Annotated in this window: 25 protein-coding genes and 1 pseudogene; 9 read left to right on the top strand and 17 right to left on the bottom strand. The window is 53.2% G+C overall.

The window, feature by feature from the left end; translation table 11 throughout:
* Nucleotides 1-8: 8 nt before the first annotated feature.
* Nucleotides 9-1,394, bottom strand: a complete 1,386-nt coding sequence (locus LCD46_11245) for an efflux transporter outer membrane subunit (GenBank protein UOY72842.1) — start codon at nt 1,392-1,394, stop codon at nt 9-11.
* A 162-nt stretch (nt 1,395-1,556) separates the two neighbouring features.
* Between LCD46_11245 and LCD46_11250 the strand changes: the two genes are divergently transcribed.
* Nucleotides 1,557-2,240 carry a copper/silver response regulator transcription factor gene (locus tag LCD46_11250; protein UOY72843.1) on the top strand — a complete coding sequence of 228 codons (684 nt, stop codon included), beginning with the start codon at nt 1,557-1,559 and terminating at the stop codon, nt 2,238-2,240.
* The gene (locus LCD46_11255) at nt 2,230-3,684 is read left to right on the top strand and encodes a Cu(+)/Ag(+) sensor histidine kinase (GenBank protein UOY72844.1); all 1,455 of its coding nucleotides are present in this window, start codon (nt 2,230-2,232) and stop codon (nt 3,682-3,684) included. Before LCD46_11250 ends, LCD46_11255 begins: the two co-directional genes overlap by 11 nt.
* Nucleotides 3,685-3,688: 4 nt before the next feature.
* On the opposite strand, the gene LCD46_11260 is transcribed toward LCD46_11255, so the two are convergent.
* On the bottom strand, nt 3,689-4,594 hold the full coding sequence (locus tag LCD46_11260; protein UOY72845.1) for a LysR family transcriptional regulator: 906 nt from the start codon (nt 4,592-4,594) through the stop codon (nt 3,689-3,691).
* 117 nt (nt 4,595-4,711) lie between these two features.
* Between LCD46_11260 and LCD46_11265 the strand changes: the two genes are divergently transcribed.
* A complete protein-coding gene (locus tag LCD46_11265; GenBank protein ID UOY72945.1) occupies nt 4,712-6,127 on the top strand; it encodes an MFS transporter in 1,416 nt (471 codons plus the stop codon).
* A gap of 35 nt (nt 6,128-6,162) precedes the next feature.
* Here the strand turns inward: LCD46_11265 and LCD46_11270 are convergent, their stop codons facing one another.
* From LCD46_11270 to LCD46_11280, 3 genes are read right to left on the bottom strand one after another with little or no spacing between them, the layout of a single operon-like run.
* Nucleotides 6,163-7,158: a DUF2891 domain-containing protein gene (locus LCD46_11270; GenBank protein ID UOY72846.1), complete on the bottom strand. Its 996-nt coding sequence runs from the start codon at nt 7,156-7,158 to the stop codon at nt 6,163-6,165.
* A gap of 9 nt (nt 7,159-7,167) precedes the next feature.
* Nucleotides 7,168-8,154 carry a DUF979 domain-containing protein gene (locus LCD46_11275; protein ID UOY72847.1) on the bottom strand — a complete coding sequence of 329 codons (987 nt, stop codon included), beginning with the start codon at nt 8,152-8,154 and terminating at the stop codon, nt 7,168-7,170.
* Complete coding sequence (locus tag LCD46_11280; GenBank protein ID UOY72848.1) at nt 8,151-8,873, bottom strand: DUF969 domain-containing protein; 723 nt, start codon at nt 8,871-8,873, stop codon at nt 8,151-8,153. Before LCD46_11280 ends, LCD46_11275 begins: the two co-directional genes overlap by 4 nt.
* Before the next feature lie 201 nt (nt 8,874-9,074).
* Between LCD46_11280 and LCD46_11285 the strand changes: the two genes are divergently transcribed.
* The 5 genes from LCD46_11285 (at nt 9,075) to LCD46_11305 (ending at nt 13,249) form a co-directional block, all read left to right on the top strand.
* Nucleotides 9,075-9,620, top strand: coding sequence for a winged helix DNA-binding protein (locus tag LCD46_11285; GenBank protein UOY72849.1), 546 nt, complete (start codon nt 9,075-9,077; stop codon nt 9,618-9,620).
* A gap of 85 nt (nt 9,621-9,705) precedes the next feature.
* Entirely contained in the window at nt 9,706-10,458 is a 753-nt protein-coding gene (locus tag LCD46_11290) for a 5'-nucleotidase, lipoprotein e(P4) family (GenBank protein ID UOY72850.1), read from the top strand.
* A 121-nt stretch (nt 10,459-10,579) separates the two neighbouring features.
* Complete coding sequence (locus LCD46_11295) at nt 10,580-11,566, top strand: MBL fold metallo-hydrolase (protein ID UOY72851.1); 987 nt, start codon at nt 10,580-10,582, stop codon at nt 11,564-11,566.
* 95 nt (nt 11,567-11,661) lie between these two features.
* The gene (locus LCD46_11300; GenBank protein UOY72852.1) at nt 11,662-11,949 is read left to right on the top strand and encodes a VF530 family protein; all 288 of its coding nucleotides are present in this window, start codon (nt 11,662-11,664) and stop codon (nt 11,947-11,949) included.
* Nucleotides 11,950-11,956: 7 nt separating this feature from the next.
* Nucleotides 11,957-13,249 carry a glycoside hydrolase family 10 protein gene (locus LCD46_11305; GenBank protein UOY72853.1) on the top strand — a complete coding sequence of 431 codons (1,293 nt, stop codon included), beginning with the start codon at nt 11,957-11,959 and terminating at the stop codon, nt 13,247-13,249.
* A gap of 42 nt (nt 13,250-13,291) precedes the next feature.
* Here LCD46_11305 and dsbG read toward each other — a convergent pair whose 3' ends face one another.
* The 12 genes and pseudogenes from dsbG to vgrG all read right to left on the bottom strand — a co-directional run bounded on the left by dsbG (nt 13,292) and on the right by vgrG (nt 25,562).
* Nucleotides 13,292-14,050 (bottom strand): thiol:disulfide interchange protein DsbG, encoded by a 759-nt coding sequence (gene dsbG, locus LCD46_11310; protein UOY72854.1) that lies wholly within the window; start codon nt 14,048-14,050, stop codon nt 13,292-13,294.
* Between the two features lie 42 nt (nt 14,051-14,092).
* Nucleotides 14,093-14,704 (bottom strand): DsbA family protein, encoded by a 612-nt coding sequence (locus LCD46_11315; GenBank protein UOY72855.1) that lies wholly within the window; start codon nt 14,702-14,704, stop codon nt 14,093-14,095.
* Between the two features lie 7 nt (nt 14,705-14,711).
* Entirely contained in the window at nt 14,712-16,733 is a 2,022-nt protein-coding gene (locus tag LCD46_11320; GenBank protein UOY72856.1) for a thioredoxin family protein, read from the bottom strand.
* Nucleotides 16,734-16,780: 47 nt separating this feature from the next.
* A complete protein-coding gene (locus LCD46_11325; GenBank protein ID UOY72857.1) occupies nt 16,781-17,152 on the bottom strand; it encodes a hypothetical protein in 372 nt (123 codons plus the stop codon).
* Between the two features lie 87 nt (nt 17,153-17,239).
* Nucleotides 17,240-17,800 carry an RNA polymerase sigma factor gene (locus LCD46_11330; GenBank protein UOY72946.1) on the bottom strand — a complete coding sequence of 187 codons (561 nt, stop codon included), beginning with the start codon at nt 17,798-17,800 and terminating at the stop codon, nt 17,240-17,242.
* A 5-nt stretch (nt 17,801-17,805) separates the two neighbouring features.
* Nucleotides 17,806-18,225 (bottom strand): hypothetical protein, encoded by a 420-nt coding sequence (locus LCD46_11335; GenBank protein UOY72858.1) that lies wholly within the window; start codon nt 18,223-18,225, stop codon nt 17,806-17,808.
* A 218-nt stretch (nt 18,226-18,443) separates the two neighbouring features.
* Nucleotides 18,444-19,160, bottom strand: a complete 717-nt coding sequence (locus LCD46_11340; GenBank protein UOY72859.1) for a hypothetical protein — start codon at nt 19,158-19,160, stop codon at nt 18,444-18,446.
* Nucleotides 19,161-19,232: 72 nt separating this feature from the next.
* Nucleotides 19,233-19,565, bottom strand: coding sequence for a hypothetical protein (locus LCD46_11345; GenBank protein ID UOY72860.1), 333 nt, complete (start codon nt 19,563-19,565; stop codon nt 19,233-19,235).
* Between the two features lie 19 nt (nt 19,566-19,584).
* Nucleotides 19,585-20,282, bottom strand: a protein-coding gene (locus LCD46_11350; GenBank protein UOY72861.1) for an IS1 family transposase whose coding sequence is annotated in 2 segments (ribosomal slippage) — nt 19,585-20,033 and nt 20,033-20,282 — 699 coding nt in all. Because the reading frame shifts where the segments join, the coding sequence is not laid out codon by codon here.
* An 83-nt stretch (nt 20,283-20,365) separates the two neighbouring features.
* A pseudogene (locus LCD46_11355) lies at nt 20,366-20,680 on the bottom strand (hypothetical protein).
* 41 nt (nt 20,681-20,721) lie between these two features.
* On the bottom strand, nt 20,722-23,001 hold the full coding sequence (locus LCD46_11360) for a DUF3274 domain-containing protein (protein UOY72862.1): 2,280 nt from the start codon (nt 22,999-23,001) through the stop codon (nt 20,722-20,724).
* Nucleotides 22,998-25,562 (bottom strand): type VI secretion system tip protein VgrG, encoded by a 2,565-nt coding sequence (gene vgrG, locus LCD46_11365; GenBank protein UOY72863.1) that lies wholly within the window; start codon nt 25,560-25,562, stop codon nt 22,998-23,000. Before vgrG ends, LCD46_11360 begins: the two co-directional genes overlap by 4 nt.
* A gap of 166 nt (nt 25,563-25,728) precedes the next feature.
* Here vgrG and LCD46_11370 point away from each other — a divergent pair, with 166 nt between their 5' ends.
* Nucleotides 25,729-26,004 (top strand): PAAR domain-containing protein, encoded by a 276-nt coding sequence (locus tag LCD46_11370; GenBank protein UOY72864.1) that lies wholly within the window; start codon nt 25,729-25,731, stop codon nt 26,002-26,004.
* Nucleotides 26,005-26,057: the final 53 nt, after the last annotated feature.

A 26,057-nucleotide genomic window follows, 5' to 3' on the forward strand; every position in this document is an offset into this window, starting at 1 on the left:
AAATAAGTTTACTCAGCCCAACCGCCACCCAGCGCGGTGAATAGATTAATTTCATTAACCTGCCGGGAATAGATAAGGTCGAGGATGTTTTGTTGCGTAGAGAACAGCGAACGTTCCGCATCAAGCACATTTAAATAACTGACCGCACCACTGGAATATAACCCTCGCGCACGCTGCAGCGTTATTTGCAGAGAATTAAGATAACGTTGTTGTGCATCAAGCTGCTGGTTGATGCTGTCTCGCAACGCGAGCGCGTCAGCAACCTGTTTGAAAGCGGACTGAATTTTCTGTTCATAATTAACAACAGATTGCTGCTGGCGAATTTCAGCCAGTTTCAGATTGGCTTTATTCCTGCCCGCATTAAAAATGGGGATCTCAATTTTAGGGATAAAATTCCACATTCCACTCCCTGTCGTAAAGAGACTGGATAATTCCGTACTGCTTGTCGAAAGACCACTGGTTAACGATATGGACGGGAAAAAGGCCGCACGTGCCGCGCCGATACTGGCATCAGCTGCTTTAAGCTGATACTCCGCTTCCATAATATCCGGGCGCTGCAACAGTATTTCTGATGAAAGATGCGGCGGCAGTTTTACTGGTGCGATATCGCTGGCGTTCATCTCTTTTTCGGATGGAAGCGCACGATAGGTTCCGAGGACCAGCTGCAGGGCATTGTTGGCCTGCGACAGTTCCCCTTCTCTTTTGGCAATTTCTGCCCGGGTACTTTCAATTTGCCCCCGAGCTTGTTCAAGCGCCAGGACGTTCGTGCTGCCGGTCATAAGCTGTTGTTCAACGAACGCCAGGGACTGCTGGTAATTTTTCAGCGTATCCCGTGCAATACGCAGTTGTTTATACGCCAGTTGTTGGTTGAAATAACTCTGCGACACATTCGAGACGAGCAAAATATGCACGGCACGACGCGCCTCTTCGCTGGCGAAATAATTTTGTCGGTCAGCCTCACTCATGTTTCTGAGCTTGCCGAAGAAATCGAGATCGTAGCTAAGCGCAATACCTGCGTCATACTGTTGTGTGCCAGGTTTGTCACCTTTCAGACCACCGCTGTAAGTGATACCAGACGATCCATTCAGCTGAGGATAACGATCTGCGTCGGTCACATTGAACTGTGTCCGGGCCTCCTCAACCTTCAGCGCGGCCATTTTTAAATCACGATTGTTATTCAGGGCTTCGTTAATCAACCCGGCGACCTGAGAGTCGGTAAAAAAGTGACGCCAGCCAGTGTCCTGATATCCCGTCACTGCGGGTGTGAGGCTGTTGCGTGAAAGCGAAAACTGCTGAGGTACAGGCGCTGCCGGTCGCTGGTAGTCAGGTGCCAGCGAAACGCAGCCTGCGAGGATAAATACTGTACTGATGCTAAGTCGTTTTAACAGGAACATAACGGTTCAAATGAAATCCAGAGTATTTTTAGGGCTACTCTACTGAACGCATCCTGTTTGACGGGTGACAGGATAATGACAATGTTGTCATTTTTACCGTAAGTCATTGTTAACGGTCGCAGGCTCACTAGAATGTCATCAGCAGTCAGTCAGGGGAGCAAGATGAAAATATTGATCGTTGAAGATGAAATTAAAACCGGTGAATACCTCAGCAAGGGGCTCACTGAAGCAGGGTTTATTGTCGACCACGCTGACAATGGGCTGAATGGGTACCATCTCGCCATGACCGCCGAATATGATCTACTGATACTGGATATCATGCTTCCCGATGTGAACGGCTGGGATATTGTCCGCATGCTTCGTTCTGCCGGAAAAGGCATGCCGATACTGTTACTGACTGCCCTCGGCACGATCGAACACCGGGTTAAGGGGCTGGAGCTGGGGGCAGATGATTATCTGATAAAGCCATTTGCTTTTGCTGAGCTTCTCGCCCGGGTGAGAACGCTGCTAAGACGCGGAAATACGGTGATCACAGAAAGCCAGTTTCAGGTGGCGGACCTGACGGTAGATCTCGTTTCAAGAAAAGTGAGCCGCGCCGGAAACCGTATTCTGTTGACCAGCAAAGAATTCAGCTTGCTGGAATTTTTCATGCGTCATCAGGGAGAAGTGCTCCCCCGCTCCCTGATAGCCTCCCAGGTTTGGGACATGAACTTTGACAGCGACACAAATGCGATTGACGTTGCGGTGAAGCGGCTGCGGGCGAAAATAGATAGCGATTATGAGCCTAAACTTATCCAGACGGTGCGCGGCGTGGGCTATATGCTGGAGGTCCCGGATGCGCAGTAAGGCCCTCAGGCGCCCTTTTTCTCTTGCCCTGCGGCTGACCTTTTTTATCAGCCTCTCCACGATACTGGCCTTTTTCGCCTTTGCCTGGTTTATGCTGCATTCTGTTGAAAAACATTTTGCCGAGCAGGATATCAGCGATCTGCAGCAAATCAGCACCGCGATGCAGCGCATATTGCAGTCCCCGTCAGAACCTGACCAGAAGAAAGTCAGTAAAATCAAAGAGTCGATTGCCAGTTACCGCAACGTTGCCGTCCTGCTTCTTGATCCGCAGGGAAATGAACTGTTCAGCTCGGCACGAGGGGCGGCATTACGCCCGGCGATGAACTCGGCAGACTTTAGCACGCACCGTCGCGCACAGGACGTATTTCTCTGGTCGGTAGAGGAACCCGCCGGGTCAATGCACGCCGGGTCTGATATGAAAATGGAAACGTACCGGATTATCGCCTCTTCAGGAACGGCGACACTGCAGGGCAAAACGCAGCGCTATGTCATGCTGATCGGGCTCTCCATTAATTTCCATCTGCACTACCTTGAGGCGCTGAAAAAGAATCTGTTCGCGATCGCCACGGTGATAAGCCTGCTGATTATTCTTATCGTTCGTATCGCGGTTCGCCAGGGGCACCTGCCACTGCGTAACGTCAGCACCGCCATCAAAAACATCACCTCTGAAAATCTCGATGCGCGGCTGGAGCCGTCCCGCGTGCCTGTCGAACTGGAACAGCTGGTGATCTCATTCAACCATATGATTGAAAAGATTGAAGATGTCTTTACCCGCCAGGCTAACTTTTCTGCCGATATCGCACACGAAATCAGAACGCCCATCACGAATCTGGTGACGCAAACCGAAATCGCGCTGAGCCAGAACCGTTCGCAGAAGGAGCTGGAAGATGTACTCTACTCAAGCCTTGAAGAATACAACCGGATGACCAGAATGGTCAGCGATATGCTTTTCCTCGCTCAGGCGGATAATAACCAGCTCATTCCTGACAAGGTCATGTTCGACCTGAGTGCAGAGGTCGTAAAAGTGTTCGATTTCTTTGAGGCGTGGGCGGAAGAACGCAACGTATCGCTGAAATTCAACGGTATGCCCTGCCTGACGGAAGGCGATCCGCAGATGTTCCGAAGAGCAATTAGTAATCTGATCTCTAATGCGCTGCGCTATACCCCGGGAGGAAAAGCGGTCACCGTCTCGATAAGAGAACAGGACAGCGATTTTGAACTGGTGATTGAAAACCCCGGAACCCCCATCCCGGAAGAACATCTGCCAAGGTTGTTTGATCGTTTTTATCGGGTTGATCCATCCAGACAACGTAAAGGTGAAGGGAGCGGCATTGGGCTTGCCATCGTCAAGTCCATCGTCACTGCGCATCACGGTAAAGTGCATGTGGAATCGGATACCGTATCGACTCGCTTCATCCTCACCGTACCGCGAAAAGGTGTATAAGTCGTCAGCGCACCGCCCGACACACGTCGCGAACTTTCTCTCTGAGCCACTGATGGCCAGGGTCCCTTTCCATTCGCGGGTGCCACATCTGTGAGACCGTGATAGTTCGGGCCCTGAAAGGCAGTTCAAAGACGTGCGCATACCCGGTCATCGGTTGATTCAGCAAATACAATGCCGGCACCATCGCGATCATATCAGACGTCAGCGCGACGGATAGCGCCGTCGGAAAACCCGGCACCACGCTGGCGACTTTACGTTTCATCCCCAATTCCGCCAGCGCCTCATCGACAAAACCGTGTAACGATCCGTCGGGTGAGGCGACCACATTCCCCCAGGAGACGTAATCATTCAGGCTTACCGTCGGGAGTGACGCCAGCGGATGCCCCTTGCGCACCACGCCAACAAACCGATCCTGAAATAACCTTTGCAGACGGATTTCAGGCCCCATATTGCTCTGCACACCAATTTCCAGGTCAACCAGCCCTTCGCGAAGATAGCGCGACGTTTTCTCCGGTTTCGGGGTGAAACGGATACACACGTCAGGTGCGACGTCCGCCACGGCGGCAATCAGCAAGGGCCCAAACGCCACCACAAAACCGTCGTTGGCTCTGATGGCGAACAGCCGCTCCAGACTTTCCACCTTCAGTGTGTCGGCAGAGGGTTGCAGCACCGCCCTCGCCTCATGCACGGCGCTTCTGGCGCGGTCCCGTGTGGCTTCGGCCCAGGGTGTCAGTACCATATGACGCCCGGCTCTCACCAGGATCGGATCGCCAGTCACCTCCCGAAGTCTGCTCAACGTACGGCTCATGGCGGAGGTACTCAGGTTTAAACGCCGCGCCGCGCCCGCAACACTGGCTTCAGCCAGCAGGATGTCGAGCGCAACAAGCAGATTAAAATCAGGATCGGTCACGGTGGTTCCTCATATAAGGCGTTTAATGCAACGATAAGTTGCAAATGCTGCGTCTTCCGCCCTGTATACCCCATGGTTATAGTTTCGTCATCAACATTCTTATCTGGAGTTACGATGATGATGCTATTTTCAAATCAACCTGGTGATGAAGGGCTGCCGGGAGATGAACGCGCCCGGGTCATGGCCGCAGTGATGACCACCACGCTGATGGGCGTCTTTGATGGCACCATGATCAACATAGCGCTGCCCTCCATGGCGAATGCCATGCAGGTGTCCGCGAATGTCGCGGTCTGGTTTGCGAATGGTTATCTGTTGTCGGCGGCAATGACACTCGCCATTTTCGCTGCGCTGGCGGCTCGCATTGGCTATCGGCGGGTCTTTCTGGCCGGGCTTACCACCTTTACGCTCACCTCCCTCGGCTGCGCACTGGCGAAAACACCCGAGGTGTTGATCGGAATGCGTATATTGCAGGGTATCGGCGGTGCGGCCACCCTCAGTATAGCCCCGGCGATACTGCGTTCCGTGTTCCCCGGTCGACTGCTTGGCCGCATTCTGGGGTTACACGCTCTGCTTATCGCCTCCAGCACCGCGATTGCGCCCGTGCTGGGCGGAACGATACTGGACACGCTGAGCTGGCAATGGTTGTTCGCCATTAACATTATTCCAGGAAGCATTGCCTTGCTGCTGGCCTGGAAGGCTTTACCGCGCAAAGCGGCTGTTGATAGTGCTCCCTTTGATACGATGGGGGCGGTGCTCTCTGCCGCACTGTTAGGTTCGACGATCATGACGGCCAACAGTTTTCAGCACGTGTTGCAAAGCGCTGGTCAGGAAAGCGTGACGTGGGCGCTTATCGCCATGGTCAGTGCCATCGCCTTTATCTGGCATATTCGCCGCAGCCGGGCGCCATTACTGCCCCCCGTCATGTTCAAAAATAGCCGCTTTACACTTGCCGCGTTGACCTCTCTGGCTTCATTTGTGAGTCAGGGCATCACGTTTGTCGCGCTGCCGTTCCTGTTTCAGAGCGTCTATGGCTACAGTCCGGTCGTTTCCGCCCTGCTTTTCACACCGTGGCCAATCGGTATCGTGCTGATTGCCCCGCATGCCGGGCGTTGGGCGGATACGCTTTCAGCACCGCTGATTTCGACCATCGGACTGATTATTTTTGTCGTCGGGTTGGTTCTGCTGGCGACGTTACCTTCCAATCCTTCCGCATGGAATATCTGCCTGCGTAGCCTGGTTTGCGGTGTGGGGTTTGGTTGCTTCCAGAGCCCCAATAACCGGGAAATGCTCTCGAATGTGGCGCGGGAAAATGCCAGTTATGCATCCGGGGTGTTGTCTATCGTCCGAACATTTGGTCAGTGTCTCGGCGCTGCCGTGGTAGGCGTTCTGCTGACCATCGCCGCAGCACCCGAACATCAAACGCTTGATGAGCAAACGGTCCATCTGGCGCTGTGGATCGCCGTGATTGCCTCAACGGGATCGGTATTGTTTAGCCTGAGCAGGCTACGTCCCGCAGTCCGGGCCGCAGCCTAAACCTGGTGCAGCGCCTGACGGCGCTGCACCTTCGTTTATTCCAGAGCGAGCAACGCAAAGCTCGCCAGCCAGTGTCCGCCGCTGTAGTGGCTACCCACCACATGCTCTACGCTTGCGGCAAGATGTTTTGTCACGGCATCACGCAATGCCTGCTGTGCCGGATGGTTTGCCGGCAATGCTTTGGCAATATGCTTCATACACCAGGCACGGCTCAGGTTTAATCCGTCCAGATGAGCAATTTTCGGGTCGGTTCGGTCACTCACTTCCGCCGGGTTCATCAGTGCCGCAATCGACCCCACCTCCGGCAGAAACGCGTCAAACCACGCCGGGAAGTCCTCTGACACCTTGCTCATCAGTAACGCTTCGGTCAACGCGCCGGAAATATACTCATCGCCACCGGGTTCGTAGTGAGCCGGATAACGCGTGTCGGCAAGATAAAACCGCTCCGCCGCCGTCAGAATAGACTGCGCAAGCGCACTATCTTCCACTCCCCGGGCGTAATCGAGTGCCAGTGCGAGCGCAAACGCCGTGTTGTAGTGCGTCCCGACGCGGATCGGATAGGTGAGCTTATTCAGGTAATCTACCAGCCTGTCGCGAATGTCCAGCGTTAAGGGTTGTAGTGTCTGATACCAGCCAGCGGCCTGAGGCAACGACGACTGTTTCAGTTCCTGGGCCAGCGCCAGCAGCCAGCCGTAACCATACGGCCGCTCAAACGACGCGCGGAACGGGGCGGTGAAATAGGCCAACTCCTTTGCCACATTCTCTTCTGTCAGGTGCTCATCGATGAGCGCGACAATCTCCTCTCTGCACGGCAATTCTGGATAAAGACGCACGCAGCGCAGCAGCAGCCAGTAGCCGTGCACCGCCGAATGCCAGTCAAAACAGCCGTAGAAAATCGGGTGCAATTCGCGAGGTGGCAGAACATCTCCATCATCATTCAGCAGGTGCATAATGTGGTTCGGATATTCCTGGCGCAAATAGGTCAATGGCATGCGGGCAAACGCGTCAGCCTGATGTTGCGTTAATTCCATAACAGCTCCTTAGCGAAACACGAGGAAATACATTAAGAACACGTTCACCACCAGCAGGGTTAACGCGGTTGGGATCTGGATCTTGATCACCTGATATTTGTCTTTCAGCTCCAGCAGCGCGGCGGGAACGATATTGAAATTCGCCGCCATCGGCGTCATTAACGTGCCGCAATAGCCCGCGTACATGCCAATCGCCAGCAGCGGCGCCGGGTTGCCGTGATGCACGTTGATCAGGAACGGTAAGGCGATGCCGGCACTCAGCACCGGGAAGGCCGCAAACGCGTTACCCATGATCATGGTGAACAGCGCCATACCCACGCAGTAGATGACCACCAGCATGAAGCGGCTATCCGGGTTAACGAACAGGCTCACCACCTTCTGCACTGAATCACCGGTATTGGCCGCCACGAACACGCCGCCGAGCATGGCCAGCATTTGCGGCAGGATCACCGCCCAGCCGATGGTATCGACAAGACGACGAGACTGACGAACCGCATGCAGCGGCGTGCCTTTGGTCAGCCACCAGCCGGTGAGGATCGCCGCGACACAAGCCACGCAAAGTGCCGCCAGGGTGAGTTGTTTCTGATCGAGCAGGAACACACCGCCTACAGAAACCCCTTTCAGGAATAACGTCCCGAGAACCGTCACCACCGGGATCATCAGTGCGGGCAGGAACAGCCAGTTTTTGAGCCGGTTTGACGAGGCAACCCGCTCTTCATCGGAGGCCATTTTATAGTGCCCTTTCCCGACCAGCCCAAAACCCGCCAGCAGCGCGATAACGATGACACTGCCGCCAATGATCCGGTAGGCCAGCGATTTACCGAGCTCCTGCACCATCAGGTCGCCAAACAGGAAGATCCCGCCGAATAAAAACCAGAACAGCGCAGTGGTAAAACGCTTAGGATTGGCACGATCGCGCAGGGTCATCACAACCAGCAGCATCACGACAAAGCCAATCAGGTAGTACACGCGGTTAATGGTAATAAGCGTCATCATTGCGCGGCCTCCTGCGTTCCCTGCTCCGCGCGCCAGGCCATCACGTCGCGACGGATGCTCGCATCCAGACGCAGCAGGCGCGTCATATGAATAATCAATGCCGCAATCGCGGTCGGGATGGCCCACAGACCAATATGGAGCGGTTCAATGCCCTGAATGCCATTCTCTTTCAGGAACGCGTCAATCAGCAGCACCGCGCCAAAGGCAATAAAGATGTCTTCCCCAAAGAAGACCGCGATGTTGTCACACGCGGCGGCATGGGCTTTGATTTTGTCGCGAATGTGCTGCGGCAGCTCGCCATATTCGTTCAGCGCCGCCCCTTCGGCCATCGGTGCCAGCAGCGGACGTACCGTCTGTGCATGACCGCCCAGCGACATCAGACCCAGTGCAGCCGTACCTTCACGAGCGACAAAGTAGAGCATCAGAATACGCGCAGATGTGGCGCTGGCGATCTTCGCCACCCAGGCCTGGGCGCGCTCTTTAAGCCCGTAGTACTCCAGCAAACCGATAACGGGCAGGATCAGAATGAAGGTCGCCAGCGATCGGCTATTCACAAACTTCTCGCCGAAGGTTTCCAGCAGCATACCGAAATCCATGCCGACCAGCAGACCCGTCGCCAGCCCCGCCACCACAACCACCAGTAGCGGGTTGAAGCGCAGTGCAAAACCAATAACCACGATCGGTATCCCGATCAGCGGTAACAGCGTAGTACCGTCCATAAACGTTTACCCTATCGAAAGTGAGCGTTGCGCGCCGACGGCTATTTTTTTAATTTGCGGCGAGCGATGTTGTGTTTTGTTGGCAGGCTTCGCAAAACCTGCGCTAAAAAGCTATATCTGAACCTCAAAAACATGTAAACAAATTATCAATAAAATGTTCTTATTTTATCGACGAGTTTACATTTCTGGCTAAGGACCCTTATGACCACCAAAAAGAGTGCTTCATCACCTCGCGAAGATATCAATGATGGCCGTATCGTCTCTTCCCGCCATCTGGTATCCGAGCGCTGCGCAGAGTTATCAGAGCTGGAATACGCGCTGATCATGACCAGTAACGCGTTTAACAAATGGATGGTGCGCTGCATGGCGGCTGCCGGAGAGCCCGATATGGGCGCGTTTGACGTTTCACTGCTGCATCACGTGAACCACCGTGACCGCAAGAAAAAGCTGGCCGATATCTGTTTCGTCCTCAACGTGGAAGATACCCACGTAGTGACCTATGCCCTGAAAAAGCTGGTCAAAGCGGGCTACGTGACGAGCGAGAAAGCGGGTAAAGAGCTCTTCTTCTCCACTACGGAGGAAGGTAAAGCGTTATGCATGAAATACCGTGATGTTCGTGAGGCGTGCCTTATCAATATTCAGGCAGAGAGCGGCATTTCAGGGGGATCGATTGGAGACACCGCACAACTGTTACGCACCATATCATCACTGTATGACACTGCGGCCCGGGCGGCAGCCTCACTGTAAGTTGAGTTGCCACATAAGGTTCATTTTTCTGTCATTGAACTCCATTACGCTTGCGGGATTTTAACAAGGTGTTGAGGAAAGAAGTGTGAATTCAATGGCTAAGGTATTACTGCTGGCATTACCCGTATTCAGTGCAACGGCAATGGCGGCTAACCGTGACCTGTGTGAACCCAAAGCGTATGAAATGGCGCTGCGCTATCAGCAGAAATCGGCCGAGATTATGGCGCTTCAGATGCAGACGTATCGGTTTGCTACTGAGCGTTTCAATGAAAAATTAAAAGATCTGAAAACGCCAGAGAATTACGCCGTCGTCATGGATCTGGATGAAACCGTCCTCGATAACACCCCGTTACTGGTGCGCGACATGGAGCAGTGTCACGATTTTACCCAATGGGATACCTGGAGTGAGTGGGAGAAACACGGCAAACCCGGGTTGATCCCCGGTGCGAAAGCCTTTCTTGACCACGTGAATCAAAGCAAAGTCCGTATTTATTATGTTTCGGATCGTATGCAGGAAAACAAAGCCGACACGCTCAATACGTTAAAATCTCTGGGACTTCCACAGGTTACAGACGAGAGCGTACTTCTGGATACGGTCAGCAAAGAAGAGCGTCGCCAGAGTATCCTCAAAAAACAGCAGATCGTGATGCTGTTCGGCGACAGCCTGCCGGATTTCGCCGTGCAATTTAAAAACAAAAAACCGAGCGAGCAGCAGCGTGAGCTGGTTGAGGCCAGCGCTGAACACTTCGGCAATGACTGGATTGTGCTGCCTAATGCTGCTTATGGCTCCTGGTCAAAATCGACGCCGGACAGCTGGAACGCACCGCTGAAAAAATAACGTCTTACGGGCCGGGAATGGTGTCTGCACCACCCGGCTATTATGCTGGCTCCTGTCATTATTAGGTAGGTTCTTCTATTTTTACGGAGAAGTAAGATGAGCGCTTTCAAAGGAGACTCTTATGCTTACCGTGAAAAAACTTGCTCTGTCCACGCTGATATCCAGTGCATTACTTCTCTACCCTTCATTACAGGTTTTGGCAAATACGCCTCAGCACGTTGTTGAACAACCAGCTGGCGGATACCGCGTTCAGATCGGCGATATTATCGTCACTTCGTTTACAGACGGGAGCGTCGCTCAGGATCTGCATAAATTACTGCGCCGGACAACGCCACAAAAGATTGATGCTTTGCTCGCGAAAAATTTCCAGACCAACCCGGCTGAAGTGTCCATTAACGCTTTCCTGATAGCGATGCCCGGACACAAAATCCTGGTGGATACCGGCTCAGGCCAGCTCTTTGGCCCCGGTAACGGTGGACGTCTGATTGAGAGCCTTGCCACGCAGGGGGTTAAGCCGCAGGATATTACCGAAATCCTGCTCACTCACGTCCATTCCGATCATGCTGGCGGCCTGGTGAAGGACGGTAAAGTGGTGTTCAGCAACGCGCGCGTTTTCGTTGGAAAACCGGAAATCGACTTTTTCTTTAATGACGATAATCAGAAAAAAACAGGCTACGGCAAGAACTACTTTGACGTCGCTCAGAAAACGTTAAAACCTTACCTTGATGCAGGCAAAGTCGTGCCTTTTTCTGGCACTTCCGAGCTTATTCCAGGCATTACCGGCACGGTACATCCCGGCCATACACCGGGATCAGCCTTCTATACGCTGACAAGTAAAGGCGAGAAGATCACCTTCGTGGGCGATATTATTCATGCTGCGGCGGTCCAGTTCCCGCAGCCCGACGTGACTATCACCTACGATGAAGATCAGAACAAAGCGGCACGCGTGCGCGAAGAGGCGTTTGCGGGCTTTGTGAGAAATAAAGACCTGGTTGCCGCGCCCCATCTACCGTTCCCGGGTATCGGCTATGTCACCAAAGGCGAAAACGGCGGCTATGGGTGGGTGCCTGTCACCTATACCAACCGGGACGCCAGCCGTGCGGAATAAGCATCAGCGCGGGATGTCATTGCCGCTTCCCGTGCTTTCTTGTACCCTTTCACCGGTTAACCCAACCCCATTAAAATTGAGACATCCGGACGCTTATGACTGCACACATTTCTAACGATCCTTTGCATGGCGTAACGCTGGAGATGATGGTCAACGCCCTGGTGGCGAAATATGGCTGGAACGAGTTGGGCGACCGAATCAAAATTAACTGTTTCAGAAAAGATCCCAGCGTTAAATCGAGCCTGAAATTTTTGCGCCGTACCCCCTGGGCACGCGCGGAAGTCGAAGCCCTGTATCTGGACTCCCTCAACGATGAAGGACACGCAGAACAGGAAACGCCCGCCTTTAATCCCTGGGCTAACAGTCGGATTATCAAGAGCTAATACGCAAATGACGCGACATGTAAAACGGATTGGTGCGCTGGCTGGCTGCGCACTTTTACTTGTGAGCTGCTCCTCAAAACCACCGAAATCACTGATTACTCCCCTTCCTGGCGTGAGCGAACCAACGCAGCAGGCCAACGAGCCGATGCGCGGGATCTGGCTGGCGACCGTCTCCCGCCTCGACTGGCCCCCTGTCGCATCAGTGAATGGACGAAGCGCTGACCAGCGTATCGCGATGCAAAAACAAGCACTGACCAGCAAGCTCGACAATCTTAAGCGGCTAGGAATTAACACTGTCTTTTTCCAGGTGAAACCGGACAGCACGGCCCTCTGGTCGTCAAAAATTTTACCGTGGTCAGATATGCTGACGGGCAACATCGGCGAATATCCTGGATACGATCCGCTGCAGTTCATGCTCGATGAAGCGCACAAGCGCGGCATGAAAGTGCATGCCTGGTTCAACCCGTACCGCGTATCGACAAACACGAAACCCTCGACCATCGCCGCCCTGAACCGGACGTCATACCAGACCCCGTCCAGTGTCTATGTCCAGCACCCGGAGTGGGTACGCATTTCAGGCGATCGTTTCGTACTCGACCCGGGCATTCCGGAAGTGCGCGACTGGATCACCCGAGTGGTCACCGAAGTGGTTGCAAACTACCCGATAGACGGCGTGCAGTTTGATGATTACTTTTATGCCGAATCACCCGGTTCGGCGCTCAATGACGCGCAGACTTACCGGCAATACGGCCAGGGATTTGCCTCAAAAGCTGACTGGCGAAGACATAACACGCAGCAGTTGATCGTGCAGGTTTCCCGCGCGATTAAACAGACAAAACCCGGCGTTGCGTTTGGCGTCAGCCCGGCTGGCGTGTGGCGTAACCGTTCATTTGACCCGGCAGGCTCGGACACACGGGGTGCTGCAGCCTATGATGAATCCTTCGCGGATACACGTCAGTGGGTACAACAAGGTTTACTCGACTACATCGCCCCCCAGATTTACTGGCCTTTCTCCCGGGATGCGGCGCGCTACGACGTGCTGACCAAATGGTGGGCAGATGTCGTGAAATCGACTCACACTCGCCTGTATATCGGCGTTGCGTTCTACAAAGTGGGTGAACCGTCGAAAAATGAACCGGACTGGATGGTTCAGGGCGGTGTACCGGAGCTGAAAAAACAGCTCGATCTGAACGATTCGCTGCCCAATGTGAATGGTACGATCCTGTTCAGGGAAGATTACCTGAACCAGCCGCAGACCCAGCAAGCAGTCAACTACCTCAGGGGGCGCTGGGGTAGCTAAGAGAATATCAGGCAGAAACGTCCCGTTTCTGCCTGTTTTCGCTTATGGCTTCGGCCCGAACATCGCCTCAAGCTGTTTTTCATCCGGCATACCCACCACCTGCTGAAGCTCATTTTCCGCATTCAGATAATAAATGGCTGGCGTGGCGTTAGCGCCCAGAGCGTCCATTAATGTCTGGTGTTTCTGCAGTATTTCAACGGTTTCACGGGATGCGCTGCCTTCTGGTTTTGGCAATTTTTTGCCGCCAGATAATTCGTAATCACGCCAGGCCGAGACCGGATCTTTCGCATTCAGTATGGCGGCAGCATTACGTCCGCTGTTGGGGTTGAGAAACGCCACCAGCAGCGTATTGAGCTGAACGTTACCGGCCTTCACCCACGGTTGCGCCTCTGACCAGAACTGTTTGCAGTACGGGCAGAACGGATCGGCAAAGACGAACACTTTACGCGGAGCGTTCTCCGCCCCTTCTTTCAGGGGGTGCGCCGCGTTAAGCTTTTTCCACATTTCACGTCCCATCGGGGCATAGATCTCTTTCTGGAAATATTCTTCGCTGAGGTTTTTTCCTTTGTCATCGTACAGATACCCCGAGATCACGTGCTTGCCGTCCGGCGTTAAAAAGAGCGTCACGCCCATATCCTGATATTGTCCAAGCCAGGCTGGCACACCGCCAGGTGCATCCAGTTTCTTAATGATTTTGATGTCCTGCTGCTCGCTGAAGTGTTTTACCACATCCGGTATGGCTTCAGCCGCCTGCGCCAGCCCTGACGATACCAGCGCTGAAAGTAACAGTAATTTTTTCATTTCCCTCTCCGGTTTATCGGGGGCATCAAGCCCCCTTTCAGGTTAGCGGTTTTTCAGTGCGTCACTGACCATTTCATCGAACTGTTCAAACGGGACCCAGCCGGGAAGCAATCCCTCGCCGATAAGCGTGGCGGGAGTGCCCTGAATCCCCATTTTCTCTGCAACGATCAGGCTGCGCTTAATCGTCATCAGGCTCTCCTCATCTGGCGTCGTGACACTCACCCCTGCCCGTTTTTGCGCCTCCTGAATGCTGGCGTCATCGTGGTACCCCTTTCTGGCCATCAGGGTATGGTTCAATTTCATAAACTGCTCCGGATGCGCGCGCCAGAGCGTTAAGGCGTCACGCGCTGCGGTCAGCGAACTTTCCGAGCGGAAAGGCAAAAACTTAAAGACCACTGCGACATCCGGGTATTTTTCGACAATTTTCTCCATGTACGGGTCGAATTTCTTACAGTACGGGCAGTTGTAGTCCGTAAAGACCACCAGGGTCAGTTTTGGGTTTTTCGCGCCGATGCGCGGGGAGTTCGGATCATTAAACAGGAAATCAGAGATCATCTTCTGCGCACGTTGTTCCTGGTCCGGCGTCAGGGGTGTTGCCGCCATCACCTGAACAGAGGCCAGAAGTAGCAGCAGCGTAATAAGGATTTTTTTCATAAAACGGTTAGCCTTTTGCGTTGTTCAGGGTAGTGACAAGGGTGCGCTTATCCAGCAGCGGCGAGAGGATCTCCCCGTCCGGGATACCGGGGCCATACACCTCATTAAACGGAATGGCGTAGCGATTTCGCTTCTCAAGAAACGCAGCGATAAGCGCGGAAGGCTGGCTCCAGTCTCCGCGCAGGGCCACTACGTCCGGCTGACTCAGTGCGGCAATGATGTCCGGCTGATTCAGTACCCGATGCTCGTTAACCTTACAGGTTACGCACCAGTCGGCAGAGATATCCACAAACACCCGTTTCCCCTGCGCAAGCGCCATCTGGATGGCCTCTTCACTTAGCGGCTGCCACGGGATCGTCTGCTCCACACTTTGCGTTGCGAGAACAGGTGATGCGTTAAGCAACCCGCGCAGTTGGTATCCACCAAATACCGACAGGGAGATCACCACCAGCCAGAACAGTGGCGAGGACCTTTGCCCCTTCAATGCAAAAAGCGCCAGTGCGACAACAATCAGCACCAGCATCACGATCTGACCAATCGTATCACCCAGATGCAGGTTCAACAGCGTCGCCAGCCAGAGGCTGGAGGCCAGCATCATCAGGCCCAGGATCACCTTAAGCGTGTTCATCCAGCGGCCGGGTTTCGGCAGCAGCATGGCCGTTTTGGGCACCAGGGCGACGAACAGCCACGGCAAACTCATTCCCACGCCGAGCATCAGAAAAATGAGCCACAGGGTCTGCAGCGGTGCGCCGAGGGCAAACGCCACGGCAGTACCGAGGAATGGCGCGGAGCACGGCGTGGCCAGCAGCGTGGCGAACATCCCTTCACAGAAACTGCCGCCCAGCCCCGCGCCGCCTGTTGCGGCCAGGCGTCCTGCGGTAGCAGAAGGCAGCAGCATCTCAAACACCCCAAACAGATTCAGCGCGAAGAGGAAGGTCACGGCGATCATCAGGCCGATAAACCACGGGTTCTGGAACTGAATACCCCAGCCCAGAGATGCCCCGGTCAGCTTAAGCGCAGTCACCATCGCGGCAAGCAGCATAAAGGAGGTGAGGATCCCGGCGCTGGTTGCCAGAAAACGCAGCCTGATCGTTCGTTTGTTCGAGCCTGCATGCAGGATACTGTTGAGCTTCATACCCATCACCGGCAACACGCAGGGCATCAGGTTCAGGATCAGCCCGCCCAACAGCGCAAAGAGCATCATTTTGCCCGTGCCGGGCGCTGCGGACGCAGCAGGCGTTGATCCAACCGTCATTACGGTTTGCTGGGCTTTACTGCCATTAGTCAACACAAACGACAGAGCTTTACCTGCCAGCGAGGTGGGCTTATCTCCCCACTCATCGGTGACGGGAACGGTCACCCGAAGCTGATGGCCGTCGTGTTTAATGACGGGTTCTCCCGGAAGAATATCCCCCTCCAGCGGGTCAAAATAGATCCCCGGATTGTCCCACTTTCCTTCCGTTGTCCCTGTAATGACCAGATTGCCGTCCGCCAGCCAGGCGGTGAGGTCAGATGAAACGCCAGACGAGCCGGGCATAGAGCGCATCGCATGGTCAAAAGCGTCACGAAAACCTGCATCGACCGGCTGGGTAAAATCAAGATGCAGCGGGTAGTCCGTCAGCAGACAGACGTTACTGCACGTGGAGAGCGTCAGCGTTCCGTCGAGCGCGTCTCCCTTCACCCCGTCGAGGACAATCGGGATCGTGACCTTGTCGTGATATCCCTGCGTGGTCATGCCGGAGATATCGAAACGCGAAGGCACTGGCCAGGACCAGCTGTCCGTTACGCCTTCCGGCCAGCTGATTTTCGGCGCGACACCGCCCTCGCCCGGCGCACGCCAGTAGGTTTTCCAGCCGGGCTTTAGCTCGACGGTGAGCAAACCCTGAATGCGGTTTTGATCCCTTTCCGCCTGAAAGCGGATACGGGCGTGATCGTTTTGTGGGGAGACCTGCCAGCCAGTGTCTGCCGCATGGGTAATACCGATGCAGGACAGCCACAGGAAGACGAACCCCCTGAAAAGGTTAAACATGTTTTACTCCGTGAATAGTGAAAATTATCGTGTGGTGACGATGTTTTTCATTCACGGAAGACGCAGTTTTTAAGATGTATTCGGGGAGGCGGCGCCTGAACGGGTTGTTCTCTGGAAACAAATACCCGCCCCTGCGTAAACAGCTGCAGGAGGGCAAAGAAGATAATAATGGCCGGTAGCGCACCGTCGAAGAACAGCGGCTGCGCGCAGAGAAGCGAGTGTGCGCCCAGTTGACAAGGTGACGGGCCGGGCTGTTCAGTGTTGCTGTTTTGAGCTGGGGCGTCAGCTATCTGGGACGTTTGCGGATCCAGTCCCTGTAAAAAATGGTTGAGATACACCGCACGCTGCACGAGACAAAGTGCCATCGCGAGACAGGTGACGATCAAAAGCCATTTTCCGAGAAGCTGACGGTTGCGCATAACATTCCAGAGTAACAAGACGCCCCGATCATAAACGATAGTGATGAATCTACAAGTGCCGGAAGTGTAAGGTTTTGTCTGTCGCCGCTATTCACCGGTCAGCGCGTCATAAACATCCCGCAGCCGCGTACGCAGAAACAATACCGCCTTGTGCTTACGGGATAACAGCGCCTGCTCGCTGGCACCCGTCTCCTCTGCCAGCATTTTAATGCTGTAGCCGTGAAGCTCGGTCTTTTCGAATACCTCCCGCTGCGGCGGTGGAAGTTCAGACAACGCCTGTTCCAGTTCTTCCCACAACAGCGTTTTGAGATACTCCTCTTCCGGTGTCTGCGGCACACCGAACAGGGTTTCGGCCAGCTCGTCTTCCGGAAAACCGTCTTCATCGTCGCCCGTAAAATAGCCGGAGAGCGAAACCTCGCGTTTTTTCCGCGACCGGTCAATCATCTCATTACGCGCCGCGCGGAACAGCCACGCAGCAACGTTCTCGACTGGCTGTTCCACTTTCATCAGCTGATACGTGACTTCCTGCAAAATGTCCTCGGCATCATCACGGACGGACGTGCGCCCGCGTATGAAGGCTTTCAGCCTGGCGCGACAGGCATTGAGCGCCGACATCAGCATGGATCCGCCCGCCTCCCCGGCTTTCATTTCGCTCACTCTGCTTCCGGCGTTTTTGGCGCGTTGTCATCGCGCTTATCGTCACGATGGCCGTGCCAGCCGCAGTGACCGCGCCCGTGGCGACCAAACCCTTCGCGACGCTGCTGAATAAACGCCTCGCGCTGTTCGGGGGTCATGTTCATCCAGCGCTCGTGCATCCGGCGGTGCGCGCCAAACATCCCGGGACGGAAACCTAGCCCGCCAAACAGAATGCGGCTCAGCACCAGTATGCCCAGCGCCTGCCAGAACCCGATGGCTTTCACGCCGAGGATCGCCGGAAGCAAGGCGTTCCACAGGGACATTACCAGCAGGCCGAGTGCAACGAAGATCACTGCGCCGATGACTAAACCCTTGCCCATACGGTGGCGACCGAATCCGCGTCCGTGACCTTTGTCGTGCATATCAAAATCTCTCATGGTGTGTACCTCGTTTACAGTAACTGATTATGGCTTGTGATGAGGTAGACGAATGAGGGAGGGAAATATTGCTGGGATGAATAAAAAATTTTTGTGCTGACGAATTTGAATACATAGCGCTCACTGCTGGCTGGAGCTATCTCAGTACGGTCAATCTTCCGGCATGGCAGATTATCCTGATCGGATAGCAATCGGCAGGCTTGCCCGAATCATCGCGTTCATTGCTTAAGCCCTTTATCCGGGTTGCACTGCATATGATCCCAGCCTTTATAATTTCTGACTTCAGGTACATGAGTCGGCAAGTTTTGCCAGTTTGTCAGATATTGGTCAGTCAGTTGGTCGATTGTTTTGGGTGGGATATATGACAGCCCCCATTTTGGCCCGGCAGAACCGGGGGCCATATGATGTTTATCACCATCTTCATCGACATAATCAACGCCGGTGCCCCCGGGTAAAATTCGCGGATCATCGAAGGGCTTTGAACTCATGTAAAGATTGCCCTGGCGAGTAAGCAAAAATCCCTGATCGTTAACGACCGTGAACGAGAGCATATTTTCTCTGGATGGACTGTTTGAGCCATCCGGTTCTACCGTATGAAAACCGGTGTTGAATGGCGCAACTTGCCAGGTTTCACCGTAATCTTTTGAAACTGCGAAGGCATCTGTATCCCATCCGGGAATGGCAATATAACGCTCGGAGGGATGCACGTACTTGTCAGCAAATGCCCGGTAAAACTGGCTGGCGACTTCAGAGCGGATACCGCGCACCGGGTCAACGTAGTACAACGCGCCCTGGCAGTTCCAGCCCGTCAGTTCCAGGTAGCGATGATCGTCAAAACGGTAAATCACCTGCGTCGGCGCGTCCTGTGCCTGTGTGCATCCCGCCATCAACATCAGCCAGGCCAACGTTGCGTGGGCAACTCCTTTATTCATCATCCGACTTTCCTTCTCGGTTCAGTGGGTACGGTGTTAAATCCTTCAACGGCAGGCTTGCCTGAATCAGAGTGCTCATTGCTTAAGCCCTTTATCCGGGTTGCACTGCATATGATCCCAGCCTTTATAATTTCTGACTTCAGGTACGTGAGTCGGCAAGTTTTGCCAGTTAGCTAACTCAGAAGCTGTTAGATATTTAAGAGACTTCGGTGGAAGGTACGATAGCCCCCAGGTTGCACCAGCAAAACCCGGTCGAAGGCGATGTTTATCACCATCTTCATCGACATAATCAACGCCGGTGCCCCCGGGTAAAATTCGCGGATCATCGAAGGGCTTTGAACTCATGTAGAGATTGCCCTGACGAGTAAGCAAAAAACCCTGATCGTTAACGACCGTAAACGAGAGCATATTTGGTAATGACTCCAACTTACTGATAGTGTTTTATGTTCAGATAATGCCCGATGACTTTGTCATGCAGCTCCACCGATTTTGAGAACGACAGTGACTTCCTGCCCAGCCTTGCCAGATGCTGCCTCAGATTCAGGTTATGCCGCTCAATGCGCTGCGTATATCGCTTGCTGATAACGTGCAGTTCTCCCTTCAGGCGTGATTCATACAGCGGCCAGCCATCCGTCATCCATACCACGACCTCAAAGGCCGACAGCAGGCCCAGAAGACGCTCCAGCGTGGCCAACGTGCGTTCACCGAATACGTGCGCCACAACCGTCCTCCGTATCCTGTCATACGCGTAAAACAACCAGCGCTGGCGTGATTTAGCGCCGACGTAACCCCACTGTTCGTCCATTTCCGCGCAAACAATGACGTCACTGCCCGGTTGTATGCGTGAGTTTACCGACTGCGGCCTGAGTTTTTTAAGTGTCGTAAAATCGTGTTGAGGCCAACGCCCATAATGCGTGCACTGGCGCGACATCCGACGCCATTCATGGCCATATCAATGATTTTCTGATGCGTACCGGGTTGAGAAGCGGTGTAAGTGAACTGTAGCTGCCATGTTTTACGGCAGTGAGAGCAGAGATAGCGCTGATGTCCGGCAGTACTTTTACCGTTACGCACCACGCCTTCAGTAGCTGAACAGGAGGGACAGCTGATAGAAACAGAAGCCACTGGAGCACCTCAAAAACACCATCATACACTAAATCAGTAAGTTGGCACCATTACCGCATATTTTCTCTGCCTGGTCTGGTTGTTCCATCGGGTTCAACGCTATGCGTAGCCGGGGAGAATGGTGCTGACTGCCAGGTTTTACCGTAATCTTTTGAAACTGCAAAGGCATCCGTATCCCAGGACGGAATGGCAATATAACGCTCGGAGGGATGCACATACTTGTTCGCAAATGCCCGGTAAAACTGACTGGAAACCTCTGAACGTATACCGCGCTGCGGGTCAATATAGAATAATGCCCCCTCACAGTTCCATCCCTTCAACTCCAGGTAACGATGATCATCAAACCGGTAAATCACCTGCGTCGGCGCGTCCTGTGCCTGTGTGCATCCCGCCATCAACATCAGCCAGGCCAACGTTGCATGGGCAACTCCTTTATTCATCATCCGACTTTCCTTCTCGGCTCAGAGGGTACGGTGTTAAAACCTTCAACGGGAGGCATCGGCCATTGCAGATTTGTCACTTCACGGTTATAGACTTCCGGGTAGCGGGCGGGGATCACTCGAGTTGCATTCATAAACTGGTTCACTACACCAAACTCGCCGGTAGGCAAGACTGAACCTGGCTTGTTCATGAATTTTTTGGTGGTTTCAGAAGGTAGTTCGCCTGATCTGTAGTATTTCGATGCATCACGATCATCTGACCAATCACTGCGCCAGTCGGCAATACGCAGTAATTTCTTCCAGAATGCACCATGCTCAAAATCAAACGATTTGCACGGACCTATAGCCAGGTCATAGGCCATCGCCAGTTCCGGTACTTTAGGTGACATAACGATGGACGAATGCTGACTGAACATCACATCGTCTGAAGAACTGAACAGCTTGTGCAGTTCGGCTTCGGTCAAATTCCGGCGTACAACGATTTTTTTGTTGGCATCGTTAACACCGGTGATTTCACCGCTGACGATATCGATATTGCGCCAATACTCAAGCGTGTTGATTTCGCTTTTCGTCAGGACATGGCCGGGCCGTAGATGTTTGAACGGTTCAAACGGCGGGCAGTCGAAAACGTCCTCCTTAGTTCGCCGGGAGTTGCTGGTTGCTCCCGCTTTGGCGTTATACGAAACCATAACGTCATTTCCCCCTGCAGGGGCTTTGTAGGCGTTGTCTTTGTCCGTACTAGTATCGAGAGGGTTTAGTTGCCCCATGAGAGTGAAAATAAACGGCTCAGGCAGGGCTTCACCGTTTGGAACCACATCGCTGTAATCCCAGCTTGCGTTCGTCAATGCGGAATAAGCGAAATCACCTTTCCCCACAGCAGGCTTACGGAACGGTTTTCCATCTGGCGCATGACCAACACTACTGTTCTGGAAAAAAACGCGCTGGCGTAAATTGGGGATGGTGTCGGCCAGCTTTTGTGGAACCCCGCGCCAGCCGAAACCCTGAACAGGAAGCAGTGATACGGTCCCATCATTCGGGCAGAAATAGTTATAAACTTTGCCGAAGTTATTGCGCTGATTTAAAGGTGAATCATACCAGTTACTGCTGAACTCCTTGCGCGGAAGCGTCATCGTGTCGAGCAGCGTTTTTTGATCTGCGGCGGTCATTAACCCGTCACCGCTGGACGCAAATTTTTCATTCGTCGCCATCAGACGGCAGAAATTCACAAAGGTTTGCTGCCGGGCGGCATCTGTCTGGTGATGACCTGGCTGACCGTTCTCCAGCCAGCGATTTTCGAGCGAATACGGGGAGTGATTGAGGATCACGCAATCAGCCGGAGGCTCCCCCGCCTGCTTAACCAGCATGTTTGCCAACATGGTGATGATGGTTCCCTGGCTATGCGCAACGACATTAATTGTGTCTTTGGCGGTAGGCTTATTTTGGCGAATGGTTAAAATCAGATTTGCCAGCCGTTGTGCGGCATAGAACTGATAAATACGGTGTGGGTTGCTGTATACCGGGTGGGTAAAGTCACCGCCGTTTGCCAGTTCAGTACGACTCAAAAAGCCGACCGCACCAAGCGCTGCGCCCCCTGCTCCCGGGCCAAGCATATCAGGGATGCTGGTCGTGGCATTGGCAAACGTTCCACCTCCCCAGACGCCATTTAGGTCCAGAGTATTGTGAAAGCAGTCCATTGCATACTTACCGCCGAATCGTTTCAGGATCGCCGGGTCATTTTCGCGATAAGCATCATACGGTAAGGGGGTTTCTGCGTTATTGCCGCTGTTGCGCATGGCTTCACGGTACTGCCGCTGGTCATCCTCCCACATAGCCTTATCAACCGGGCGATATCCCCAATAAAACGGGATCACTGGTGAGCGCACGGGAGTATTTGAGCAGATCATTTGCTTTTTCTGTGAGTCAGGACAATCCTCCATTACCCCATCCGCATTTCGGATTTTGTAGGTTTTTTCTTCCCACTCATGCGGCCATAAGTCATCGCGACCCAGTCGCTTTTTCAACCCTTCGATGATGCCGCGCTCCTGGTTCTGATAGGCTTCCCCCACGTCATTCACACCATGAACCAGGATCACAATGCCTGGCATTGGACGATGTACAGGGCAGTTCGTGGTGTACATCGGTTTACCGGCATTAACCGGAACACCGATACACTGCTCCGCCAGGAAACGTTTGTTGTGTGCGCCGAAACTTTGCGGATCCTGAGACTCTGGAGCCTCATCAAATGGGTTGGCGTTCTGCGCATCAGATGACTCACTCATACGGTTCCCTCCGGGGCTTCTAACTCATGGACTAATTCGAGTGACCAGGTATCAAGTTCAGACGTGTTAAGTAGCGGTGATTCGCCGTTATCATCGGTGATCCCCTCGATGACTTCGCCCTTTTTATGGAGCCTGAAGCGTTGACCTTTAAGAATATGATCCGGATCGTCGGGGGCATGTAGCCGGAACTGCTGAGCCAGCTCGCCTTCTGAAAAGGTAGGCTTCAGATGGTCAAGACTTGCTTTCGCCATGTAATCGACGGCGGGCGCTTTTATACGGATGTAATGCGGGGCAATGAACTCCATTTCACCCTTCTTAAGGCGAATGCCTGCACCTCCGCACATCAACAGCAATTCATCTTGCGCATTCAGTACAATTTTGCCCTGAGAGCTGGTGAGGTTAATGTTCTGATTCGCGACGACGTTAATTTCCCCCTTCTGTGCACTCAGCCGAATAGACCCTTTTGCAGCGGTAAACACCATCCCTGCTTTACGGACGAATACGGAGAAGACTTCCCCAGCGGCCAGAGTCATGCGCCGGAAGGCGTTAGCATTCATGTCCTGCCTGGACGTTGTGGTCATATTCTCCCCGGCATGCAGCAAGACTGATTTAGGGGATGTGAGAGCTATGCCGGTTTCACCATGAAGAGAGAGCGTGGCATCTTCTGGTTTTGCTACTCGCTGCCGAAATTCAGTCACCGACGATAGATCGGCGGCTGGCGTATCTGCTATTTCCGAACAGGCCTGAAGCGAACGGGCCAGTTGTAACGCAGATTCAAGCTGCGCTATGGTCGCAGCCATGTCGTTCTGATTGCCGGTTGCTTTTAGTTTCGCCTCTGTGGTGATGTGAAAGCCTTCAGCAGAACGAAGCGAAGCTTGCTTGTCGGTGCGTAACTCAACGCCTTCCCCGCGCCGCTTACCACTGGCATCGACCAGGTGTCCTAAATTCAGTTGCGACTTGCCGTACTCCGTCGCGACTTTGATGTGTTCATGGTTTTTCTTATCCTCCATCCGAAATTTGTTATTTCGTGGAGTCCTGATGACGTTGCGTGTGCTGTTGCGGTCAGTAACTAAATCAGGGTTTATTTCATCATGGAAGGCATGGGCAATGAACGGTCGTTCCGGGTCGCCATTTTCAAACGCAATGCCAACTTCTGTATTATCGAGCAGGGGAAAATGTATCCCATAGGTATCACCGGCGTACTGCCGCCCTAACCTGACAGGCATACTCTCCAGCCCCTTTTTCCATTCAGCCTGGTCAAAGTTAAACTGCACCCGATAACGACCCTGATTATCTATCCGCGAAAGCTGATCGTTAATGCTTATCCCCGACACTCTCGCCGGGATTGTACCTGTGATGATGGGGCGTGGGAGACGTTCAGGGCGATAACACCAGATTTCGCTGAATGGAATTCCTTTAATTTCACTTTGAAAACTGCTCTTGCGTGAACCTGTGGAGCGGATGCTGGTGACAACCATCCCTTCGTCAAAGGCTGCTGGTTTATTGCCGGTGATATCGAGATCGAATCCAGGCACAATAGCGGGATCGTCGGCTACGGCTTCCAGCGTAATCATATTGGTAAGCAGGCATTCATGACGAATTCGCGCATAGTGCCAACTGGTTTCGGCGTGTTGGCCTTTGCCTATGGCATAACGATCACCGGATGCCAGATGATTATCCGCGTAGTGATATTCGCCACCGTAAACCAGTTCCGACTGGCGTGATTTATCGGCCTGTGTTTCGAGTGCTCTGTAATTCCGACTCTCCCGATAGTTGTAGTTACGCACATCGACCGAGCCAGGAACGATGGTATGCCTGGTTGTCATTTTTCGCAGGCTGTAGATATTACCTACGGTTCCAGCAGGGTTGATTGCTGCGATCTTATGGTTGTGTACATAGTGCGCCCCGGAATCTCCGAACACGATAACAACAATATGGTCATGATCGGGATGTAGCTCAAACCGGAACCATATACCCACTTCAGACAGCAAGCGCTGGATGAACCCCAGATCGCTTTCTTTCCACTGAACAATCATTTCCCGCGGCGGATATTCCCAGTGAAGCTGGTCAAAATTGATTTCATATCCCTCAAAACCGTGTTCTTTAAGGATGCGTTTAACCAGTTCTGGTACAGATACATTCTGATAGATAGCGCTGCGATAGCGGGCGTTAAGAAGCGCCAGAGGATGTTCCAACACAGCTTCGTACAGCGTTTCTTCAACGCTGCTGCTGATTCTGCTGAGTTCAGTTATGACGCCAGGGATTTTACGCAAAGCGACCCATTTTTCACGATCGGGAAAATACTTTGACCATGCAGGGTTGGCGGCTCGAAGAATAAATGACGCTTCTTTCTGGACGATATGAAAAGCTTCAGCGTCGTCAGTGGTGGAGGTGAAACGGATTGTATATCGATACGGGGTACTCAGCGCTTCTTCACCGGTAAATGATTCCACATCAGCAATCAAGTCAGACCCGCTGATGGTCAGGAGGTATTTATTCAGGCTTTCTTCGGGATTGAAAACGACCGGTAAGTGAGAAAACCGTATTTCGCGTCCATTCATAAGCGTCCTTTTACAGTCACATGACCGATCTTTCCGCAATGGCAAATTTGCATTAAGTTCAAAGCAGGTGGCAAACTATACAACCAAAAACCTTATAATTTTAATGGCTATTTACATAAGTATGCTTTAGCGCAAATTTTGACATTTCACTCAAGGAGGGATTCGGATGAATCAGCGATTCATTTTAGTGGGTGATACCACGACTCACGGCGGCACAATCGTACAGGGTATTTACACGCACACCGTTGACCGTGCTGCAATGGTAGTTACCGGCCATAAGTTCAATTGCCCTCAATGCGGTAAAGAGGCCACATTAATTGGATCGAGCCATGTCACTGTTAATGGTCAACGTCGCGTTCTGCATGGAGATAAAACAACTTGTGGGGCAACGGTAATCGGTCAGTATAAAAGCAGTGTGTCAGAAACGGGAGCGAAAGGTTAAGGAAAATCACACGATCTCCCCGCGACATCAGACACAAAAAAGGCTCCCTCAGG

Origin of the sequence: Enterobacter ludwigii, assembly GCA_023023105.1 — a bacterium.
Lineage (GTDB): Bacteria > Pseudomonadota > Gammaproteobacteria > Enterobacterales > Enterobacteriaceae > Enterobacter > Enterobacter adelaidei.

Bases quoted from the DNA above. Each gene is read 5' to 3' on its own strand.
- LCD46_11285 (UOY72849.1), top strand. From the start codon at position 9,075: ATGACCACCAAAAAGAGTGCTTCATCACCTCGCGAAGATATCAATGAT.
- LCD46_11305 (UOY72853.1), top strand. From the start codon at position 11,957: ATGACGCGACATGTAAAACGGATTGGTGCGCTGGCTGGCTGCGCACTT.
- LCD46_11335 (UOY72858.1), bottom strand. From the start codon at position 18,225: ATGAGAGATTTTGATATGCACGACAAAGGTCACGGACGCGGATTCGGT.
- LCD46_11280 (UOY72848.1), bottom strand. From the start codon at position 8,873: ATGGACGGTACTACGCTGTTACCGCTGATCGGGATACCGATCGTGGTT.
- LCD46_11270 (UOY72846.1), bottom strand. From the start codon at position 7,158: ATGGAATTAACGCAACATCAGGCTGACGCGTTTGCCCGCATGCCATTG.
- LCD46_11245 (UOY72842.1), bottom strand. From the start codon at position 1,394: ATGTTCCTGTTAAAACGACTTAGCATCAGTACAGTATTTATCCTCGCA.
- LCD46_11370 (UOY72864.1), top strand. From the start codon at position 25,729: ATGAATCAGCGATTCATTTTAGTGGGTGATACCACGACTCACGGCGGC.
- LCD46_11255 (UOY72844.1), top strand. From the start codon at position 2,230: ATGCGCAGTAAGGCCCTCAGGCGCCCTTTTTCTCTTGCCCTGCGGCTG.
- LCD46_11325 (UOY72857.1), bottom strand. From the start codon at position 17,152: ATGCGCAACCGTCAGCTTCTCGGAAAATGGCTTTTGATCGTCACCTGT.
- LCD46_11330 (UOY72946.1), bottom strand. From the start codon at position 17,800: ATGAAAGCCGGGGAGGCGGGCGGATCCATGCTGATGTCGGCGCTCAAT.
- LCD46_11265 (UOY72945.1), top strand. From the start codon at position 4,712: ATGATGCTATTTTCAAATCAACCTGGTGATGAAGGGCTGCCGGGAGAT.
- dsbG (UOY72854.1), bottom strand. From the start codon at position 14,050: ATGAAAAAATTACTGTTACTTTCAGCGCTGGTATCGTCAGGGCTGGCG.
- LCD46_11360 (UOY72862.1), bottom strand. From the start codon at position 23,001: ATGAGTGAGTCATCTGATGCGCAGAACGCCAACCCATTTGATGAGGCT.
- LCD46_11345 (UOY72860.1), bottom strand. From the start codon at position 19,565: ATGCTCTCGTTTACGGTCGTTAACGATCAGGGTTTTTTGCTTACTCGT.
- LCD46_11275 (UOY72847.1), bottom strand. From the start codon at position 8,154: ATGATGACGCTTATTACCATTAACCGCGTGTACTACCTGATTGGCTTT.
- LCD46_11320 (UOY72856.1), bottom strand. From the start codon at position 16,733: ATGTTTAACCTTTTCAGGGGGTTCGTCTTCCTGTGGCTGTCCTGCATC.
- LCD46_11340 (UOY72859.1), bottom strand. From the start codon at position 19,160: ATGATGAATAAAGGAGTTGCCCACGCAACGTTGGCCTGGCTGATGTTG.
- LCD46_11300 (UOY72852.1), top strand. From the start codon at position 11,662: ATGACTGCACACATTTCTAACGATCCTTTGCATGGCGTAACGCTGGAG.
- LCD46_11250 (UOY72843.1), top strand. From the start codon at position 1,557: ATGAAAATATTGATCGTTGAAGATGAAATTAAAACCGGTGAATACCTC.
- vgrG (UOY72863.1), bottom strand. From the start codon at position 25,562: ATGAATGGACGCGAAATACGGTTTTCTCACTTACCGGTCGTTTTCAAT.
- LCD46_11315 (UOY72855.1), bottom strand. From the start codon at position 14,704: ATGAAAAAAATCCTTATTACGCTGCTGCTACTTCTGGCCTCTGTTCAG.
- LCD46_11295 (UOY72851.1), top strand. From the start codon at position 10,580: ATGCTTACCGTGAAAAAACTTGCTCTGTCCACGCTGATATCCAGTGCA.